At 61.2% G+C, this 17,809-nt stretch carries 19 protein-coding genes and 1 tRNA gene; 5 read left to right on the plus strand and 15 right to left on the minus strand.

The genetic code is table 11. The features are described 5' to 3' along the window. The coding region (locus tag DUPY_RS02885) for a pilus assembly FimT family protein (protein WP_141749401.1) at positions 1-351 on the minus strand (351 nt) is incomplete at its 3' end. Further along, complete coding sequence (locus DUPY_RS02890) at positions 339-767, minus strand: type IV pilin protein (protein WP_070246215.1); 429 nt, start codon at positions 765-767, stop codon at positions 339-341. The genes DUPY_RS02890 and DUPY_RS02885, both read right to left, overlap by 13 nt. A 165-nt stretch (positions 768-932) precedes the next feature. On the opposite strand from DUPY_RS02890, the gene DUPY_RS02895 reads away from it, so the two are divergent. After that, a complete protein-coding gene (locus tag DUPY_RS02895; protein WP_141749402.1) occupies positions 933-1,166 on the plus strand; it encodes a hypothetical protein in 234 nt (77 codons plus the stop codon). 9 nt (positions 1,167-1,175) lie between these two features. Here DUPY_RS02895 and DUPY_RS02900 read toward each other — a convergent pair whose 3' ends face one another. Together DUPY_RS02900 and DUPY_RS02905 are read right to left on the minus strand one after the other, a co-directional pair. Then, entirely contained in the window at positions 1,176-2,231 is a 1,056-nt protein-coding gene (locus DUPY_RS02900; RefSeq protein WP_070246218.1) for a sensor histidine kinase, read from the minus strand. After that, positions 2,228-2,920: a response regulator transcription factor gene (locus DUPY_RS02905; RefSeq protein ID WP_070246220.1), complete on the minus strand. Its 693-nt coding sequence runs from the start codon at positions 2,918-2,920 to the stop codon at positions 2,228-2,230. Before DUPY_RS02905 ends, DUPY_RS02900 begins: the two co-directional genes overlap by 4 nt. Positions 2,921-3,130: 210 nt before the next feature. On the opposite strand from DUPY_RS02905, the gene DUPY_RS02910 reads away from it, so the two are divergent. After that, on the plus strand, positions 3,131-3,937 hold the full coding sequence (locus DUPY_RS02910) for a Crp/Fnr family transcriptional regulator (RefSeq protein WP_070246222.1): 807 nt from the start codon (positions 3,131-3,133) through the stop codon (positions 3,935-3,937). 104 nt (positions 3,938-4,041) lie between these two features. On the opposite strand, the gene DUPY_RS02915 is transcribed toward DUPY_RS02910, so the two are convergent. The 11 genes from DUPY_RS02915 to DUPY_RS02965 all read right to left on the minus strand — a co-directional run bounded on the left by DUPY_RS02915 (position 4,042) and on the right by DUPY_RS02965 (position 14,902). Then, positions 4,042-5,502 carry a CHASE3 domain-containing protein gene (locus DUPY_RS02915; RefSeq protein WP_070246224.1) on the minus strand — a complete coding sequence of 487 codons (1,461 nt, stop codon included), beginning with the start codon at positions 5,500-5,502 and terminating at the stop codon, positions 4,042-4,044. Between the two features lie 152 nt (positions 5,503-5,654). Further along, entirely contained in the window at positions 5,655-6,287 is a 633-nt protein-coding gene (locus DUPY_RS02920) for a response regulator (RefSeq protein WP_026636903.1), read from the minus strand. 158 nt (positions 6,288-6,445) lie between these two features. Continuing rightward, on the minus strand, positions 6,446-6,865 hold the full coding sequence (locus tag DUPY_RS02925; RefSeq protein WP_070246226.1) for a MerR family transcriptional regulator: 420 nt from the start codon (positions 6,863-6,865) through the stop codon (positions 6,446-6,448). A 16-nt stretch (positions 6,866-6,881) separates the two neighbouring features. Beyond that, positions 6,882-7,229, minus strand: coding sequence for an integration host factor subunit alpha (locus DUPY_RS02930; RefSeq protein ID WP_070246228.1), 348 nt, complete (start codon positions 7,227-7,229; stop codon positions 6,882-6,884). A gap of 168 nt (positions 7,230-7,397) precedes the next feature. Beyond that, positions 7,398-9,824 (minus strand): phenylalanine--tRNA ligase subunit beta, encoded by a 2,427-nt coding sequence (gene pheT / locus DUPY_RS02935; protein ID WP_070246230.1) that lies wholly within the window; start codon positions 9,822-9,824, stop codon positions 7,398-7,400. 179 nt (positions 9,825-10,003) lie between these two features. Further along, complete coding sequence (gene pheS, locus DUPY_RS02940) at positions 10,004-11,023, minus strand: phenylalanine--tRNA ligase subunit alpha (RefSeq protein WP_070246232.1); 1,020 nt, start codon at positions 11,021-11,023, stop codon at positions 10,004-10,006. A gap of 95 nt (positions 11,024-11,118) precedes the next feature. Further along, a complete protein-coding gene (gene rplT, locus DUPY_RS02945) occupies positions 11,119-11,478 on the minus strand; it encodes a 50S ribosomal protein L20 (protein ID WP_026636905.1) in 360 nt (119 codons plus the stop codon). Positions 11,479-11,504: 26 nt separating this feature from the next. Beyond that, entirely contained in the window at positions 11,505-11,702 is a 198-nt protein-coding gene (rpmI, locus tag DUPY_RS02950) for a 50S ribosomal protein L35 (RefSeq protein ID WP_026636906.1), read from the minus strand. A gap of 349 nt (positions 11,703-12,051) precedes the next feature. Then, a complete protein-coding gene (gene infC, locus DUPY_RS02955) occupies positions 12,052-12,573 on the minus strand; it encodes a translation initiation factor IF-3 (RefSeq protein ID WP_071651575.1) in 522 nt (173 codons plus the stop codon). Between the two features lie 40 nt (positions 12,574-12,613). Next, positions 12,614-14,521, minus strand: coding sequence for a threonine--tRNA ligase (gene thrS / locus DUPY_RS02960; protein WP_070246237.1), 1,908 nt, complete (start codon positions 14,519-14,521; stop codon positions 12,614-12,616). A gap of 304 nt (positions 14,522-14,825) precedes the next feature. Beyond that, positions 14,826-14,902: transfer RNA gene (locus DUPY_RS02965), tRNA-Val, on the minus strand. A 141-nt stretch (positions 14,903-15,043) separates the two neighbouring features. On the opposite strand from DUPY_RS02965, the gene DUPY_RS02970 reads away from it, so the two are divergent. From DUPY_RS02970 to DUPY_RS02980, 3 genes are read left to right on the plus strand one after another with little or no spacing between them, the layout of a single operon-like run. Then, entirely contained in the window at positions 15,044-15,994 is a 951-nt protein-coding gene (locus DUPY_RS02970; protein ID WP_070246239.1) for a cation diffusion facilitator family transporter, read from the plus strand. Next, complete coding sequence (locus DUPY_RS02975; protein WP_141749403.1) at positions 15,967-17,160, plus strand: hypothetical protein; 1,194 nt, start codon at positions 15,967-15,969, stop codon at positions 17,158-17,160. Before DUPY_RS02970 ends, DUPY_RS02975 begins: the two co-directional genes overlap by 28 nt. Positions 17,161-17,164: 4 nt before the next feature. Beyond that, entirely contained in the window at positions 17,165-17,809 is a 645-nt protein-coding gene (locus tag DUPY_RS02980; protein WP_070246241.1) for a CatA-like O-acetyltransferase, read from the plus strand.

The following is a 17,809-nucleotide window of genomic DNA, read 5'->3' on the forward strand; positions in this document are numbered from 1 at the left end:
GGCAGCCGACGCGGCGGCCGTGGTGGACCAGGCGCCGGCGGCGTCGGTGCAGCGCGCATCGGGCGTGGTAAAGCAGATATCGACCTGCCAGTCCATCTGGCCGGTGGTCACGTTGGGCGTGAGCGAAATGCGGCTGTGGCTGTTATGAGCAATGGCCTGGCGCCGCGCCAGGCTGAAGCCATCCGCATAAAACTCGCTGGCCGCGCGTGCGCGGTTGGCCAGCAGCCAGTGGCTGGCATTGGGGATGCCCACGGCCAGCATGATGCCGATAATGGACACCGTCACCAGCAGCTCTATCATGGTCAAGCCGTGCTGGGTGGCGGTAGCCGTGAAGGGGCTCAGTTGGAACACGTACCGCCCTTGTGATCGACCCAGCACGACGTGCTGGTACCCCAGCCGTCCGGACTGGCGGTGGTGGCGCGGGTGCCGTTCTGGTCGATGGTGTAGATGAAGCCGGCGGTCTTGCCGGCGCCGGTGGCGACGAGCTTGTAGCCGGACGCGCTGGCGTCGGTCAGGGTATAGGTGAAGTTGTCGGTCTTGGCAGGAAAACCGGTGGCAGCGGCAAAACCGTCATAGGTGCGGTTGTTGGACCAGAACTGCTCGGCGGCAGGCTGGGCGCCACCCAGCGCGGAAAAGGCTTCGCTCAGGCGGCTGCGGGTGACGTAGTCAGTGTACAAGGGAATGGCGACCGCCAGCAGGATGCCGATGATGGCGACGCTGACCATCAGCTCGATCAGGGTGAAGCCGCGTGGCTTTCGGGTGTGCATGGCGTCTCCGTGGGGCTTGGCTCTTGGAAACAGTGTAGCCGGGCAAGCTTGCATTTCCCTGAGGAGATGCTGACAGATTGCTGACAAGCGTATGATAAATCCACAGGAGCTGTCCGTTACACGTCACTCGCGGTCCCGGGACATGTCAACGCGGTGTGCTCCCACGTGGACGTTCCGGTCTATTGCCCAGTGCTCGCCTACGGCTTTCCGCTGCCGTTCCTCGCCGACAGCCGGGGTATCGCCCCGGCCGGTTCGGTTGCCCGGGATCCTTTGGCGCTGCTGATCGGTGTGGATGACATCTTGTGGCAGCGCTTGATTGTCTCCGGCGCGTTCTGGATGCTGGTGGTGTCTGCAATCAGGCTATGGTGGAAGCGCCGACAGCGTAAGCTGCCAGAGTAACGCACTTTCTCAAGGAAACCGCACCTCGAACACAGCGCCTGTGCCGCCCAGTCCCGGCCCCACCGTCAACGCCGCCCCATGCACCGTGGCGATATCGCGCACGATCGCCAGGCCCAGGCCGCTGCCGTGCGATTTATCGTCGAGGCGCACGTATCGGCTGAAAATGTCGGCCCGGCGCGCCGGCGGAATGCCGGGACCGTCATCCTCCACCGCGAGAAAACTGCGTTCATCCCCAACCCCGCAGCGCACCGTCACCGTACCTCCCGTCGGCGTATAGCGCAACGCGTTGTCGATCAGGTTATCGATCAGGTCGCGTAGCAGGAAGCGGTCGCCCGTCACCGGCGCCGGCTGCAATTCGAAGCCGAGGTCGATGCCCTTGCGGACGGCTTGCTCGACGAACGGCTGGATCGCCTCGCCGACCAGGACCTCGAGCGCCAGCGGTTCGAGCCGGGCTTTTTCGAAGTGGTGCGGTTCGGCCCGGGCCAGCGACAGCAGCTGGTTGGTCTGCCGTATCATGCGCTCGGTGGCGGCCTGCATCAGGCGCACCGATTGCGCCGTCTCCGGCTCGGCGTGGCGCGCCTGCAGCCACTCGAGCTGGGTTTTCAGGCCGGCCAGCGGCGTGCGCAACTGGTGGGCGACATTGGCCAGGAAGTCCTGGCGCGCCCTGGCGCCCTCGCCTACTTTTTCCAGCAAGCCGTTCATGGCGGTCACGACCGGTTCGAGCTCGGATGGCACGCGCGCCGGATCGAGCGGGGCCAGCTCGTCGGCTTCGCGCGCGCCCAGGTCGGCGCGCAGACGATGCAGTGGCCGCAGGCCGTTGCTGACCGAAAACCAGATCAGTCCCACGCTGGCCACCGCAAACACACCTTCCATCAGCAGCAACGCGCGCAGCACGGCCTGGCGCAACTGCTCCTGCTTGCGCGCGGCGTCGGCCGAGGCCGGGACTGTGGCCGTGAGCGGCGTGGGCAGCGAGGCCAGCTTGTAAGCCAGCATTCCGCCCGCCAGGTTGATCAGCAGGATGGGGCCGATCAGCCACTTGAGTAGCCGCAGCCGGATGCTGGTCATGGCGCGGTGTCGGCAGCCGCTGCCGGCGCGGGTTCGAGCATATAGCCGAAGCCACGGATGGTGCGGATCGCCACGCCCGCGTCGGCAATCTTCAGGCGCAGGCGTGACACATACACTTCCACCGCGTTGAGGGTGAGGTCGTCGCCCCAGGGCAAAATCGCTTCGATGATCTGCTGCTTGGAAACCACCCGTGCGCCGTGCTGCAACAGGTATTCGAGCACGGTCCACTCGCGCACCGACAAGTCCACCACGCGCTCGCCCACGCGGGCGCGGCGGGTGGCGCAGTCGAGCGTGAGCGCGCCCATGGTCAGCACCGCCGGCGGTTCGCCGTGGCGCCGCGCCAGCGCCCGCACCCGCGCCACCAGCTCGGCGCTGGCGAACGGCTTGACCAGGTAGTCGTCGGCGCCGATTTCCAGGCCGCGCACGCGGTCTTCGATGGCGTCGCGGGCGGTGAGCAACAGCACCGGCACCCGGCCGCCGCGCGCGCGCAAGCGCCGCACCACCTCGAACCCATCCATGCCGGGCAGGCCGATATCGAGCACCACCACCTCCGCCGTATCCGGCCGCTGCAACAGCTGGTCGGCGGCCAGGCCGTTATCGACCACCTGCACCGTCATGCCCTGCGCGCCCAGTACCCGGCACAGGCCGTCGGAGATCACGCTGTCGTCCTCCACTACCAGTATTTGCATGCTGTGCGCCGTAATTGTTGGATATATGCATTATGCGCCCGTGCCGGGTAGAAACCTACAGTGCGCTGTAGGAGAAGGCCTACAGGCCCTTGTAGTCCAAGCCTACAGAGGGGCGCCCCCTCGTCTTATGTTCGGGAATTAACATTGGCAATACAGTGTCACCTGTACGTGAGGTAAGTCACACAATGCATTAATTAAGTGAGGAAAAACATGATCAACGTCCAAAACAACGCCACCATCGCACCGGTACCGCGCCGCCTTCCAGCTGGCGCCGACCATGTCGCGGCGTCGTCACGGCCCGTGGTCAGCTATAGCGGCACCCAGCAAAACGAATTGCTGGCCGCCCTGCCGCGCGACGTGCTCGAATCATTGTTCGAGCACCTGGAACTGGTCACCATGCCTTTCGGCAAAGAACTGTTCGAGTTCGGCGGCACCATGGATTACGTGTACTTCCCCACCACCGCGATCGTCTCGCTGCTGTACGTGATGGAAGACGGCGCCACCACCGAGATCGCCGTGGTCGGCCACGAAGGCGTGATCGGCGTCTCGCTGTTCGATGGCGAGCGCGCCATGTGCAGCGCCGTCACCCAGGCCGCCGGTTACGGCTACCGCATGAAAACCCAGCACCTGCGCGCTGCGTTCAGCCAGGGCGGCGCCCTGCCTGCGCTGCTGATGCGTTACAACACCGCGCTGTTCGCGCAGATGGCGCAGAACGCCGTTGGCGGCCGCCACAGCTCGATCGAACAGAAACTGTGCCGCTGGCTGCTCGACCGCCTCGACCGCTCGCCAGGCAACTCCCTGAAGGTGACGCAGGAAATGATTTCCATTATGCTCGGCGTGCGCCGCGAAAGCATCACCGCCGCCGCCGGCAAGCTGCAGGACGAAGGCCTGATCACCTACCGCCGCGGCAATATCACAGTGCTCGACCGCTCGGCGCTGGAAGCCTATGCCGGCGAATGCTACAAGGTCGCCAAGACCGAGTACGACCGCCTGCTGGTCGATGTTGGCCGCTGCTAAGGACAACCTACTGCGCGGCCCGCTATCGTCGCTCCATTACTTACCTTCAGCGTACCTCCGTACGCTTGCGCTACTCCCGCCGATATCGAACCGCTCGCTAAGGTTTAAGCTGCCGGCGCTGCCCGCCGGTCTACCATCTCGAAGACGGGCGCTGCCCGTCTTTCTTCTTGCGGCGCCACGTTGTCACGCACGGGGATCGCCACCTCGATGCAGGTGCCGCTGTCGTTGCGGCCGCGCCGGATATTCAGGGTACCACCCAGCAGCAACGCGCGTTCGCGCATGCCCAGCAATCCGTGTGACATCGGCTTGGCGATATTCGCCGCAGAAATGCCTACGCCGTCATCGATAATGCGCAGCATCAGCCCCTCCTGGTTACGGTTGAGCATGACGGACACCCGGCTGGCCTTGGCGTACTTGCGAATATTGTTGAGCGACTCCTGGACGATGCGGAACAAGGCAATCGACAGGTCACCGGCATCGCGCGTGAGCAGTTCGATCTCGTCATCGACGTCGCAATCGCAGCGCACCGACGCCATCCGGCTGAACTCCTGGCAGTAGCTCTCGATGGCCGCGCACAGGCCCAGGTTGTCGAGCAGGCTAGGCCGCAGATTTTCGACGATGCGGCGCTTCATTTCGACCACTTCCACCAGCGAGCCCCGCGCCCGCTTGAGCTGGGCGGCCAGTTCGGGATCGGACTTTTGCAGCTGCATGGTCACTGCAGCGATATCCATGTTGATCGACGTCAGGTGGGCGCCGATCTCGTCGTGCAGCTCGCGTGATAGCCTGACCTTTTCCTCCTCGCTGATGCTGATCAGGTGGCGCGACAGGACCGACAACTGCTCGGTGCGCTGTTCGACCTGCGACTCCAGGCTTTCGTTGGCCATTTTCAGCGCGTGCTCGGCCTCGGCACGGGTGGCAAAGCTGCGCCCCACCAGCTGGTAGAACATGATCAGCACCACGATCGCCACGGCATTGATGCCCATGCCCAATATCACGGCCTTCTGGTATTCCTCGTAGAACATGGCGCTGCGCGCCTTGAGCGTTTCGTTCTGCTCCTGTTCCATGATCACTACTTGCAGGCGGATCTCGTCCATGCTGGCGCGGCCGTCGCTCACGCGCGCGATCTTGACGATCTCGCCCAAGCCACCCTCGCGGTAGACATCGAGCGACTGCGTCATGATGGTCAGGCGGCGGCGCACCAGGGTTTTCAGTTGCGCCAGGTTTTTGAGTTGATTGGGATTATCGGACAGCAGCTTTTCCAGCTCGCGGAACTCCGCTTCACTCTCGGCCAGGGCGGTGCGCGTGGGCCCCAGGTAGGCGTCGTGGTCGGACAAGAAATAGCCGCGCATGCTGCTCTCGGCATCGAGCACCAGCACGTTCAGGTATTGCAGACGGTCGGCCACGCGGGCGGTCTGGCCGATCAGGACCTGGGCGCCACGCAGCGCCTGCAGGTTGTGGAACAGGCTGAACCCGTTGACGATCAACAATAAGGCGCAAGTGACGCACAGGACAGTCTTGTACAGCGGCAAACGACGATGCGGCGCTGAATCGACGGTGAAATACATCCTCTTCCTTCAATCAGTAGGGCGTCGGCGCGCCCAAGCCGATCAATTATAGACGGGAAGTAAGATTAGTGCGCACGCGAACGGTGCGCCGAGAAAAGAAACCAAGCCACCTGGACCACAAAGAATTTCCCCGCGGAATCAGGTGAGATTGTTTAGTCAAGCAGATTGTTTTTCATGGCGTAATAGGTCAGATCGCTATTCGATTGCATACCCATTTTTTCCATGATGCGGGTACGGTAGGTACTCACGGTTTTGATGCTGAGCGACAGGGCCACGCCGATATCGGACACAGTCGCACCACGCGCCAGGCGCAAGAATACCTGGAACTCGCGGTCGGACAATTCCGTGTGGAGCGCGGTGTTGGGATCGCGGTCGAAGCTTTGCGCCAGCAGCTCGCCGACGGTGGAGCTGACATAGCGGCGGCCCTGGTACACGGTGCGCACGGCGGTCATCAGTTCATCCGCCTCGCACTCCTTGTTCAGGTAGCCATTGGCGCCCATCTTGAACAGGTTGAGTGCGTATTGCTGGGCCGGATAGCCGGACAGGATCAGCACAGGAAGGTCGGGCTGGCCTTGTCGGATGGTGCGCAAGGTATCGATGCCGCTTTGATCTGGCATGGCGATATCGAGCAACAGCACATCGCAGATTTCGCGGCGCGCGATGTCGAGCGCTTCACGCCCGGTACCGGCTTCCGCTACCACGTCGAAATCGTCCGAAGACGAAAAAATCTGTTTGAAACCTGCTCTTACTATTTGATGGTCGTCACAAATGGCAACGCGTATCATTGTTTCCTCTCGTCGTGTCCGGCATACACGCGCTGGGCGCGGGCCGAACTTCACGCCACCGTATTTCAGCAGTCGCTGACTTATTAAATAATATTGAAAGTATATCAGCAATCACACTTCTGACGTATTGCCCGCCAGCGGTGCGCCCCCTCGTGGGGTTATTGCCCTTGCCTGAGCAGACCGAGAATATCGAGCAGTTCGCTGCGTATCAATTCACGGTCCAGCGGCACAGGAACGTCCTCTGGCGCCACGTCGTTGACCGGGGCTTGTGCATCATACTCTTCCTGTAAGCCGCCATAGGCACGGCTGTCGAGTTTATTGCGTGCGCCGCTGATGGTGAAACCTTGTTCATACAACAGTTCGCGGATACGGCGTATCAGCAGCACTTCGTGGTGTTGGTAATAGCGGCGGTTGCCGCGCCGTTTCACTGGCTTGAGCTGGGTGAATTCCTGCTCCCAATAACGCAGCACGTGCGGCTTGACGCCACACAGCTCGCTCACTTCGCCGATGGTGAAGTAGCGCTTGGCGGGGATCGGTGGCAATGCCACCAGCTCGGACTTGGCGGGACGATCGTTCATCAAGAATCAGCTTGGGTCAGGCGACACGCGCCATCGGATTACTCTCTTCGACCATGCCCTTGAGTTTTTGGCTGGCATGGAAGGTCACGACACGGCGCGCCGTGATGGGAATTTCTTCCCCGGTCTTGGGATTGCGGCCAGGACGCTGCGGCTTGTCGCGCAACTGGAAGTTGCCGAAGCCGGACAGCTTGACCGCTTCACCGCGCTCGAGTGCGTTACGGATTTCATCAAAGAAGGTTTCCACCATGTCTTTGGCCTCGCGCTTGTTCAGGCCCACTTGCTCGAACAGCAGCTCGGCGAGCTCCGCCTTGGTCAGCGTGGGCAAATCTTTTTCGGCATCCTGGCGTACCTTGGCCACTTGCATGGCCCGGTGTAAATCGGCAGCCAATGCTGACTGGAGTACGGCGGAATCAACGTCGTGATTATTAATTTTCCTGCCCTGCCTTCAAAAACGCATGAGGCCGGCCAAATGGCCGGACTCCCGGATGATAAAAGAAACGTATGTGCTTATTTGTGCCAGCCCGCTATGCTATCACGCCCGCAGACGCGCGCCATGTTTGTGCTGTGCGGCACTTCCCGCTGCAGCCATGATGGCCTCGACAACATCGTCTTGCAGGGTGTTTTGAGTATCTTGTAAGCTAAAGCGGAAAGCAAGCGATTTCTCGTCCGCTTCCAGACCCTTGCCGCGATATTCATCAAACAAAACAATGGCTTGCACCAACCTGGCCTGCGGACTTGCTTGCACTGCGGCATGGAAAGCGTCGAGCACATCCTGCGCGGCCACGCCCTGTTTGACCACCACGGCCAGGTCGCGCGTGGCGCCGGGGAACTTGGAGATCTCTGCGTACTCGGGCACCGATCGTTGCTGCAAAGCATACGCATCGACTTCGAACACCACCGGCGCATTGGGCAGCTCGTATTTCTGCATCCAGCGCGGGTGCAGCTCACCGATGAAGCCGATCACCTGGCCGTTCAACAGTACGTTGGCCGAGCGGCCCGGGTGCAGCGCCGGGTGCTCCGCTTTCTCGAAACGCAGGATTTGCGGTGCAAACAGGTGCTCGAGGTCGGCTTTGAGGTCGAAGAAATCAACCGCGCGGCTGTCCTGGCCCCACTGCTCGTCAACATTGCTGCCGTACGCCATCGCGGCCACGCGCTTGGGCTGCAGATAGCCTGCCACGCTGAGCGGGCCGTCGGCCACGCTGTCATCACGGCGATAGATCGCGCCGACTTCGAACACGCGCACGCGGTTGGTTTTACGGTTGAGGTTGTAGCGCACGTTGGCTACCAGGCTGCCCACCAGCGTCGAGCGCATCACGCTCATCTGGCTGGCGATCGGGTTTTGCAGGGTGATCGGGTTGCTGTTGCCGCCGAAGTCCTGCTCCCACGCCGCTTCCACGAAGCTCATGTTGACCACTTCCTGGAAGCCCAGGTCGGCCAGCTGGTGGCGCACGGCGAACAGCGAACGGGTGTTTTCCGGCGCGATCACCATGGTGTTGGCTGCGATTGGTGCGACAGCGGGAATGTTCTCGAAGCCGTACACGCGCGCCACTTCCTCGATCAGGTCTTCCTCGATTTCGATGTCGAAGCGGTAGCTTGGCGCGGTTACCGAGAACACGCCATCGGCCAGGGAGAACGGCAGCGCCAGGCGCGTAAAGATGTCGGCAATCACTTTATCGTCGAGCGGCACGCCGATCACCTTCTGCGCGCGCGCGGTGCGCAATTGCACTGGCGAGCGCTGCGGCAGGTTGACGACCTGGTCGTCCACCGGGCCCACTTGCGTGGTGGCGGTGCCGCAGATCTCGACCAGCAGCGCGGTGATGCGCTCGATATGTTCGACCACGGTGGCGTAATCGACGCCGCGCTCGAAGCGGTGCGCCGCGTCGGTGGAGAAGTTGAACTTGCGGGCGCGGCCCTGGATGGCGCTCGGCCACCAGAACGCCGCTTCCAGGTAGATGGCGTCGGTCTCGAGCGACACGGCGGTGGAATCGCCACCCATGATGCCGGCCAGCGATTCGATCTGCTGCTCGTCGGCGATCACGCCCACCCAGTCGTTGAGGGTGACGGTGTTGCCGTTCAGGAGCTTGAGGGTTTCGCCTTCCCTGGCCCAGCGTACGTCCAGGCTGCCGTGAATCTTGGCCACGTCGAACACGTGGCTCGGACGACCGAGTTCCAGCATCACGTAGTTGGAAATATCGACCAGTGCCGACACCGACCGCTGGCCGCTGCGCTCCAACCGCTGCTTCATCCAGTCCGGGGTGGCAGCCTTGGCGTTGAGGTTGCGGATCACGCGGCCGGCAAAACGGCCGCACAGGTCCGGCGCCGAAATTTTTACCGGCAGCACTTCGTCGCTGGTGACCGCCACCGGGGTAAACGTGGGTGCGGTGAGCGTCACGCCGGTCAATGCGGACACTTCGCGCGCCACGCCCAGCACCGACAGGCAGTCCGCCTTGTTCGGGGTGAGCTTGATGGTGAACTTGAGGTCGTTCAGTGCGTAGTAGTCGCGGAAGTCCTGGCCCACCGGCGCATCGTCCGGCAGTTCCAGCAGGCCACTGCCCTCTTCCGACAATTTCAGTTCCTTGGCCGAGCACAACATGCCTTGCGACTCGACGCCGCGCAGTTGCCCTACCTTGATTTCGAACGGCATGCCATCGGCGCCCGGCGGCAGCACGGCGCCAGCCTTGGCGCACACCACGTGCAGGCCCGGGCGCACATTCGGTGCGCCGCAGACGATGGTGAGCAAGGTGCCGGTGCCGACATCGACCTGGCAGACGTTGAGGCGGTCGGCATTCGGATGCTTGGCCATGTCGCGCACCAGGCCGACCACCACGTTGGAGAACGGTGGCGCGACCGGTTCGACCTCTTCCACTTCCAGGCCGGACATCGTCAGCAGGTGGGCCAGTTCGTCCGAAGTCATCTTCGGGTCGACCATGGTGCGGAGCCAGTTTTCGGAGAATTGCATAATCAAACTTTCTAGTTGTTTGTACCCGCGACCTTCGAGCCGTCATTCCCGCGCACGCGGGAATCCATGCTGAGCCGACTGAACAAGCGCTCTATGGATTCCCGCGTTCGCGAGGATGACGGTGCGAGCGCCGGCGATCTCGGTTGCTGGCGCAGGCACAGTCAGGAATTTATCTCGTCTTAATTAAACTGCTTCAGGAAGCGCAAATCGCCTTCGTAGAACAGCCGCAGGTCGTTCACGCCGTAACGCAACATGGTCAGGCGCTCGAGGCCGGAGCCGAACGCGAAGCCGATGTATTTTTCCGGGTCCAGGCCGAAGTTGCGCACCACCGACGGGTGCACCTGGCCGGAACCGGAAATCTCGAGCCAGCGGCCCTTGAGCGGCCCCGAGCCAAAGGCGATGTCGATCTCGGCCGATGGTTCGGTAAACGGGAAATACGACGGACGGAAGCGCACTTGCAGATCGTCGGTCTCGAAGAAGGCCTTGACGAAGTTCAGGTAAACGCCCTTCAAGTCGGCAAAGCTGATGTTCTCGGCGATCCACAGCCCTTCCACTTGGTGGAACATCGGCGAGTGGGTGGCGTCGCTATCGACGCGGTAGGTACGGCCGGGCGCGATCACCTTGATCGGCGGCGTGTGGCTGCGCGCGTAGCGCACCTGCATCGGGCTGGTGTGGGTGCGCAGCAGCAGCGGCTTGCCTTCGCTGTCGTTACCGTCGATATAGAAAGTGTCTTGCATCGAACGGGCCGGGTGATTTTCCGGGCTGTTCAGTGCTGTGAAATTGGTCCAGTCGTTTTCGATCTCGGGGCCGTCGGCCACGTCGAAACCGATCGAGCGGAAGATCTCTTCCACCCGTTCCCAGGTACGCATGACCGGGTGCAGTCCACCGCCGGCGCGTCCGCGGCCTGGCAGGGAGACGTCGATTGCCTCGGCGTTCAAACGCGCTTGCATCTGGGCGTCGGCCAGCGCGTCGCGCCGGGCCGTGAGGGCTGCTTCGATCTGCTGCTTGGCAGCGTTGATCAGGGCGCCTTGCGCCTTGCGGGCTTCCGGGTCGAGCTTGCCCAGGCCCTTCATCAATTCGGTAATCTGGCCGGTCTTGCCCAGGTATTTGGCTTTGGCGTTTTCCAGTGCGGCGGCGTCGTCTTGCGCAACCGTGAAGTCCTGCACTGCTGAGGCAACGAGTTGTTCCAGGGAGTACATGCGTTTCTTATCCTCAATCAAAAACGGGGCACAGGTTCACACCTTTGCCCCGTCCTTTACGCTGCCCCGCGAAGGGCCGCATCATCAATCAGTGCTTACGCAGCGATTTGTGCTTTGACTACGTTGACAATCGCAGCGAACGCTGGCTTGTCCATCACTGCCATATCGGCCAGGACTTTACGGTCCAGTTCGATTGCAGCTTTCTTCAGACCGTTCATGAATACGCTGTACGTCACGCCATGCTCACGGGAAGCGGCGTTGATACGGGCGATCCACAGGCGGCGGAAGACGCGCTTCTTGTTACGACGGTCGCGGTAGGCGTACTGGCCAGCGCGCATGACTGCTTGCTTGGCAACACGGTAAACCTTGCTACGACGACCACGGTAACCCTTGGCCAGGTTTAAGACTTTTTTATGACGGGCACGAGCTGTAACCCCACGTTTTACTCTAGGCATAGTAACTCCTTAAATTGAGTGTGAGATTAAGCCGATGGCATCATGCGCAGAACCGATTTCACGTCTGCCGCATCGACATTGGTGATACCGCGCAGCTGGCGCTTGGATTTGGTGGTTTTCTTGGTCAGAATGTGACGCTTGAAAGCGTGGCCACTCTTAACAGTTCCACCCGGGCGTACGCGAAAACGTTTTTTCGCGGAGCTCTTGGTTTTCATTTTTGGCATAGATATTCTGTCGTTTTACGGACAGCTCCATATCGAAACAGGATTACAGGTGGTAACTACGTTACGCTTAGATGCCTGCTCTCACTTGTTTGTGCAGCGGATGCGAGTCCACTACATTGACTACAGCCGGCGATTATAGCCGGTTTGAAGCAACTGTGCAGTAAAAATCGCTGACTTGAAAAACGTCATTCCCAGCTTGCAGCAACGTCATTCCCAGCTTGCGAAAACGTCATTCCCGCGTGCAAAACGTCATTCCCGCGAAGGCGGGAATCCAATGCCGGCGAGCCGCGTTGACTCAGGCAAAACTGGATTCCCGCCTGCGCGGGAATGACGGTTGTAACGCTGAAGATTACTTCTTCTTTTTCGGGGAGAGGACCATGATCATTTGGCGGCCTTCCATTTTCGGGAACTGCTCGACCTGGCCATGTGGCTCGAGGTCGGCTTTCAGACGTTCCAGCATACGGAAGCCAATATCCTGGTGCGCCATTTCACGGCCGCGGAAACGCAGCGTGATCTTGGTCTTATCGCCTTCTTCGAGGAACTTGATAAGGTTGCGCAGCTTGATATTGTAGTCGCCATCATCGGTACCCGGACGGAATTTGACTTCCTTCACGGAGATGATTTTCTGCTTCAATTTCGCCTCGTGAGCCTTCTTCTGCTCCGAGTACTTGAATTTGCCGTAGTCCATCAAACGGCAAACCGGCGGGACCGCCGTAGGGGCGATCTCGACCAGGTCGACGTTTGCCTCTTCCGCCAGGCGGAAGGCTTCGGCCAAAGTCACGATACCGAGTGCTTCGTTATCGACCCCGCTCAAACGCATTTCGGGGGCAGTGATTTCGCCATTGATGCGATGCGACTTGTCAGTAGCTATGGTGATTCCTTTTTAAAATCTGAGAATAAGGCGCGTGCGATCAGGCTTTGTTGGCGATGTCTTGCGACAGTCGCTCGATCAGGGCATCGACGGACATGACGCCCAGATCGACATTGCCCCGTGCCCGCACGGCCACGGTGTTGGCATCCCGCTCTTTGTCGCCCACCACGAGGATGTACGGCAGTTTTTGGACGGAATGTTCACGTATTTTATAGTTTATTTTCTCGTTGCGCAAATCAAGCTGCACGCGGAACCCGGCCCGACGCAGCTTTTCGGTTACTTCGCGCACATAATCAGCCTGCGCATCGGAGATGTTCAAGACCGAAACTTGCACTGGCGCCAACCACGCCGGCAGTGCACCCGCATAGTTTTCGATCAGGATGCCGATGAAACGTTCCATCGAACCGACGATTGCACGGTGCAGCATGACCGGCACCTGGCGCGTGTTGTCGGCCGCCACGTACTCGGCGCCCAAACGCTCCGGCATGAAGAAGTCGACCTGCATGGTGCCCACCTGCCATGGGCGACCGAGCGAATCCTTCAGGTGGTACTCGATCTTCGGACCGTAGAAGGCACCCTCGCCCGGCAATTCGGTCCAGCTCACGCCGCAGGCGCGCAGGCCTGAGCGCAGCGCTTCTTCCGCTTCATCCCACACTTCGTCGGAACCAATGCGGTTGTCCGGACGCAGCGCCAGTTTCACTTCGATATTGTGGAAGTGGAAATCGGCATACACCTCCATGGCCTGGGTGTGGAACGACACCACTTCCGGCTCGATCTGCTCGTGGGTGCAGAAGATGTGGCCGTCATCCTGGGTAAAGCCGCGCACGCGCATGATGCCGTGCAGCGCACCCGAAGGCTCGTTGCGGTGGCACTGGCCGAACTCGCCGTAGCGCAGCGGCAGGTCGCGGTACGAACGCATATTGCTGTTAAAGATCTGCACGTGGCCCGGGCAGTTCATCGGCTTTAACGCATACGAGCGGTTTTCCGACTCGGTGACGAACATGTTTTCGCGGTAGTTATCCCAGTGGCCGGTCTTGGCCCACAGGCTGGCGTCGAGAATTTGCGGCGCCTTCACTTCCTGGTAGCCGTTGACCTGGTACTTGTGGCGCATGTATTGCTCAACCTGCTGCCAGATGGTCCAGCCTTTCGGATGCCAGAACACCAGGCCCGGCGCCTCGTCCTGGAAGTGGAAGAAGTCCAGCTGCTTGCCCAGCTTGCGGTGGTCGCGTTTTTCCGCCTCTTCCAGCTGGAATAGGTACTGTTCCTGGTCTTCCTTTTTCGCCCAGGCGGTGCCGTACACGCGCTGCAGCATTTCGTTCTTGCTGTCGCCGCGCCAGTAGGCGCCGGCCAGCTTCATCAGCTTGAACACTTTCAGCTTGCCGGTCGATGGCACGTGCGGGCCACGGCACAGGTCGGTGAAGCCGCCTTCGCTGTACAGCGAGACGTCCTGGTCGGCCGGGATCGAGGCGATGATTTCAGCTTTATAAGCTTCGCCGATCGACTTGAAGTAGGCCACGGCCTCGTCGCGCGGCAAGACACGGCGCGTGACCGGCTCGTCCTTCCTGGCCAGTTCCGTCATTTTCTTTTCGATCGCCACCAGGTCATCGGGCGTAAACGGACGCTTGTACGAGAAGTCGTAGTAAAAACCGTTCTCGATCACCGGGCCGATGGTCACTTGCGCATCCGGGAACAGTTCCTTGACGGCGTAGGCCAGCAGGTGGGCGGTCGAGTGACGGATCACGTCCAGACCCTCGGGGCCTTTATCGGTGATGATGGCCAGGTCGACGTTTTTCTCGATCAGGTGGGAAGTATCCACGACTTTGCCGTCGACCTTGCCGGCCAGCGCGGCTTTGCCGAGGCTGGTGGCAATGCTGGACGCGACCTGGGCAACGGTGACGGGACCCTCGAACTCGCGGGCGGAGCCATCTGGAAGGCGGACTGAAATCATGAAGTTCTCCCTGTGGGCGCATGGCGCGCCTGTTGGTACATTGAATTAAAAAACGCGGACGAAAAAAAAACGCGGACTAGCCGCGTTTTCTCTTTTTTTGAGCAAAAAGGTTCCCGTTCGACTAGCGTCACTCCCAAAGCTTGGTAGTAGTTCGCGGTGTCATAACCGGGATGCCTTTCTCGCTCTTACATGAAGGGCCGACTCAAAACGACCGCAGCTTCGTTGCACCACCTTGCCGTGCAACCGCACTGTCTGCGGTGTTGCGCCTTGCTGCGCTCATTTTGAATCAGCCTCATTTGAATTCTGGTGGGCGGTGAGGAATTCGAATCCCCGACCCCTTGGATGTCGACCAAGTATTCTAACCAGCTGAACTAACCGCCCGAAGACCAGCATTATAGAGAGCGAAAAGCAGAATGACAAGAGGCTTTCATAGGAAAGATTTACGGATTGCACGATGTCGATAGCACACGCTGCCCCTGCTTCCAGTAAACTGCCTGTATCTATTCATACACAAGAACCGCCATGTCCTTAGATAGCCGCGCCGCCTCCCCGTCTTCCCATCTGCACGAGCACCGCAGCGATGACGCCAAGTACAAGCACGTCAGCGTGCAGCGCAGCCAGAAAGTGCTGGCCTGGGCGCTGCTGCTTACGCTGAGCTTTGCGGTGGTGGAAGCGGTGACCGGTTTCATGGCCAATTCGCTGGCGCTGATCTCGGACGCGGGCCACATGGTGACCGACGCTGCCGCGCTGGGCCTGGCGCTGCTGGCGCAAATCATTTCCAAGCGACCACCGTCGGCGCGACACTCGTTCGGCTTTGGCCGCGCCGAGGCGCTGGCGGCATTCGTCAACAGCCTGGTGCTGCTGGTCCTGGTGGGCTGGATCATGTTCGAGGCGGCGCAGCGCTTTTCCAAACCTGAAGAAGTGCACGGCTCCACCGTGTTCATCGTCGCCGGCATCGGCCTGGTGATCAACCTGCTGCTGGCGTGGATGCTCTCGCGCGGCGACAGCAATATGAACACGCGCGCGGCACTGGTCAACGTGATGGGCGACCTGCTCGGTTCGGTGGCGGCGCTGGTCTCGGGCGCAGTCATCTATTACACGGGCTGGATGCAGGTCGATCCGCTGCTGTCGCTGTTCGTCGCGTTACTGATACTGCGCTCGACCATCGGCGTGCTGCGCGAGTCGTACCACTTCCTGATGGGCGGCGTGCCCGAACCGATCGACTACCTGGCCGTGGGCGCTGACCTCGAACAGATCGACGGCGTGTGCTCGGTGCACGACCTGCACGTGTGGGACATGTCGCCGGGCGAGCCGGCACTGATCGGCCACGTGGAGATCGTCGAGTTGCAGCGCTGGCCTGCGATCCTGCAGGCGATCAAGGCGATGCTGCTCGAGAAGCACGGGATCGACCATATTACCTTGCAGGCGGAGGTGGCGCAGGGGCCGTGGCTGGGGTCTGGGCGCCAGCCATGATGCGGCTGCTGCTGGCGGCGTGCCTGGTATTTGCCATGGGCAGTGCCTCGGCCTGCTCCTGCGAGTTTGGCGAAGATGCCGGCTTTATCCACGCCAGCCTCGGGCGCTTGCCGGCCAATGCGCGCGGCGCCTTGTTCCAGCTGCCGCCCACAGCCGGTGCAACGCTGGACCCGGCGTCGTTTACCATCGTCTCCGACCGGCATAAGTCGCCGCTCAAGGTGCTGATCACCTGGCCCGAGCTCGGTATCTCGCAGCCGGGTTATTTGTCCAAGCGTATGTTGGCGCGGGTGGGGCCGGCAGGCGGCTTCCGCCCAGGAGCGCGCTACACGATCAGCTATAGCGGCAAGGCGGACTTCTGGCGCTTTCCCACGCGCACGTCGTTCACCATCGATGCCGCTGCGCTCGAGGTGGGGCCTTATCGACTGATTGCGGCAGGCGCGCCGCTGCGCCGACTGCTGCAATCGGATGAAAACGGCGGCGGGTGCTACAGCCAGCAAGCCGCTGTCGTTGCCGAGTTCGACTATCGACTTCCCGAGCACTACGCGCCTTACCGCAGCGCCATGATTTACGTATCCGAAACCGGTCACGCCAACGGCACGGCCAGCCTGGTCGCCTACTCGCCATCGCAGTGCCAACCGTGGGCGCTGCACACCAACACCGATCGCGGCGGACGCGACCTGGTCCACACCAGTTGCGAACAACCGGGACCGCCAGTAACTGTGCGCGGCCGCGCCGGACTGCTCGAAGTGGAAGACCGCCTGCAAGTGACCAACGACTTGCAAATCGATTTCAGCCGGGCTGCGGCCGGCGCATGCACGGCCACGGCCATGCTGAACGATACTGTCGCCCGCGCCGACACCGCGCGCATCAAGCAACTGGTCTGCGAAGCGGCCCGTGAGCCGTTCCGCGAGGACAGCTCGCAGCGCGTATCGTTGCCGACCGTGGCCACGCTGCTCACGCTGTTGCGCATGCGCGGCCAGTTGGAGCAAGAGTGTATCGACATGCTCTCCTACAAGTGGCGCGCCGAACTGCAATATGCGTCCGGTCCATTGCTGGGAACGGCGCTGCGCGTGGCCGACAACGCCCGCACGAACCTGCTCTACATCATCGGCAACCTGGTCGACGCCGTATCGCCGGCCACCCCTCCTTCCTCCACCAAGAACTAGCACCATGCACAACTTCGAAAAACGCCGCGACCGCTATGAACTGTTTGCGTCGTTTGAAAAACCCCTGGTCAACCTCAGCTTCGAGCTGCCAATGCCGGACTTCCGGCCCTACTGCAAGGCCAACGGCCTGCCGCCGTTCCATTTCTTCCTGTTTTGCGTGCTCAATGCCATCAAGGGCATCGACAACTTCATGTACCGCGTGCTCGATGGCGAGGTGATCAAGCTCGACGACTTTGCCGCGTCGTACACGGTGATCAACCATAACAACGATCTCAACATCACCAAGTTCGAGATGAGCGACGATTTGCCGACCTTTATCGCGCGCAGCCTGGCGGCGAAAAAGATCGCCGAAGCACGCACCGAGCTGGCCAACATGGGTCCGTTGATGACGCCGCTCGAGCAAAAGCAGAACGTCCACATCACCTGCATGCCGTGGTTCAAGCTCACCTCGGTCGAGCACCCGATTTACCGCCACGCCGACTACGATATTCCCTCGCTGGCCTGGGGCCGCTTTGGCGACGCCCAGGCCGACGGCATGATGATGGTGCCGTTTTCGGTGCAGGCGCATCACGGTTTTGTCGATGGCTACCACGTGCATTTGCTGGCGCAATCGATCGCGGCGCGGGCGCGGGACCTGATGGGACAGTGA

This window comes from Duganella phyllosphaerae (assembly GCF_001758785.1).
GTDB lineage: Bacteria > Pseudomonadota > Gammaproteobacteria > Burkholderiales > Burkholderiaceae_D > Rugamonas > Rugamonas phyllosphaerae.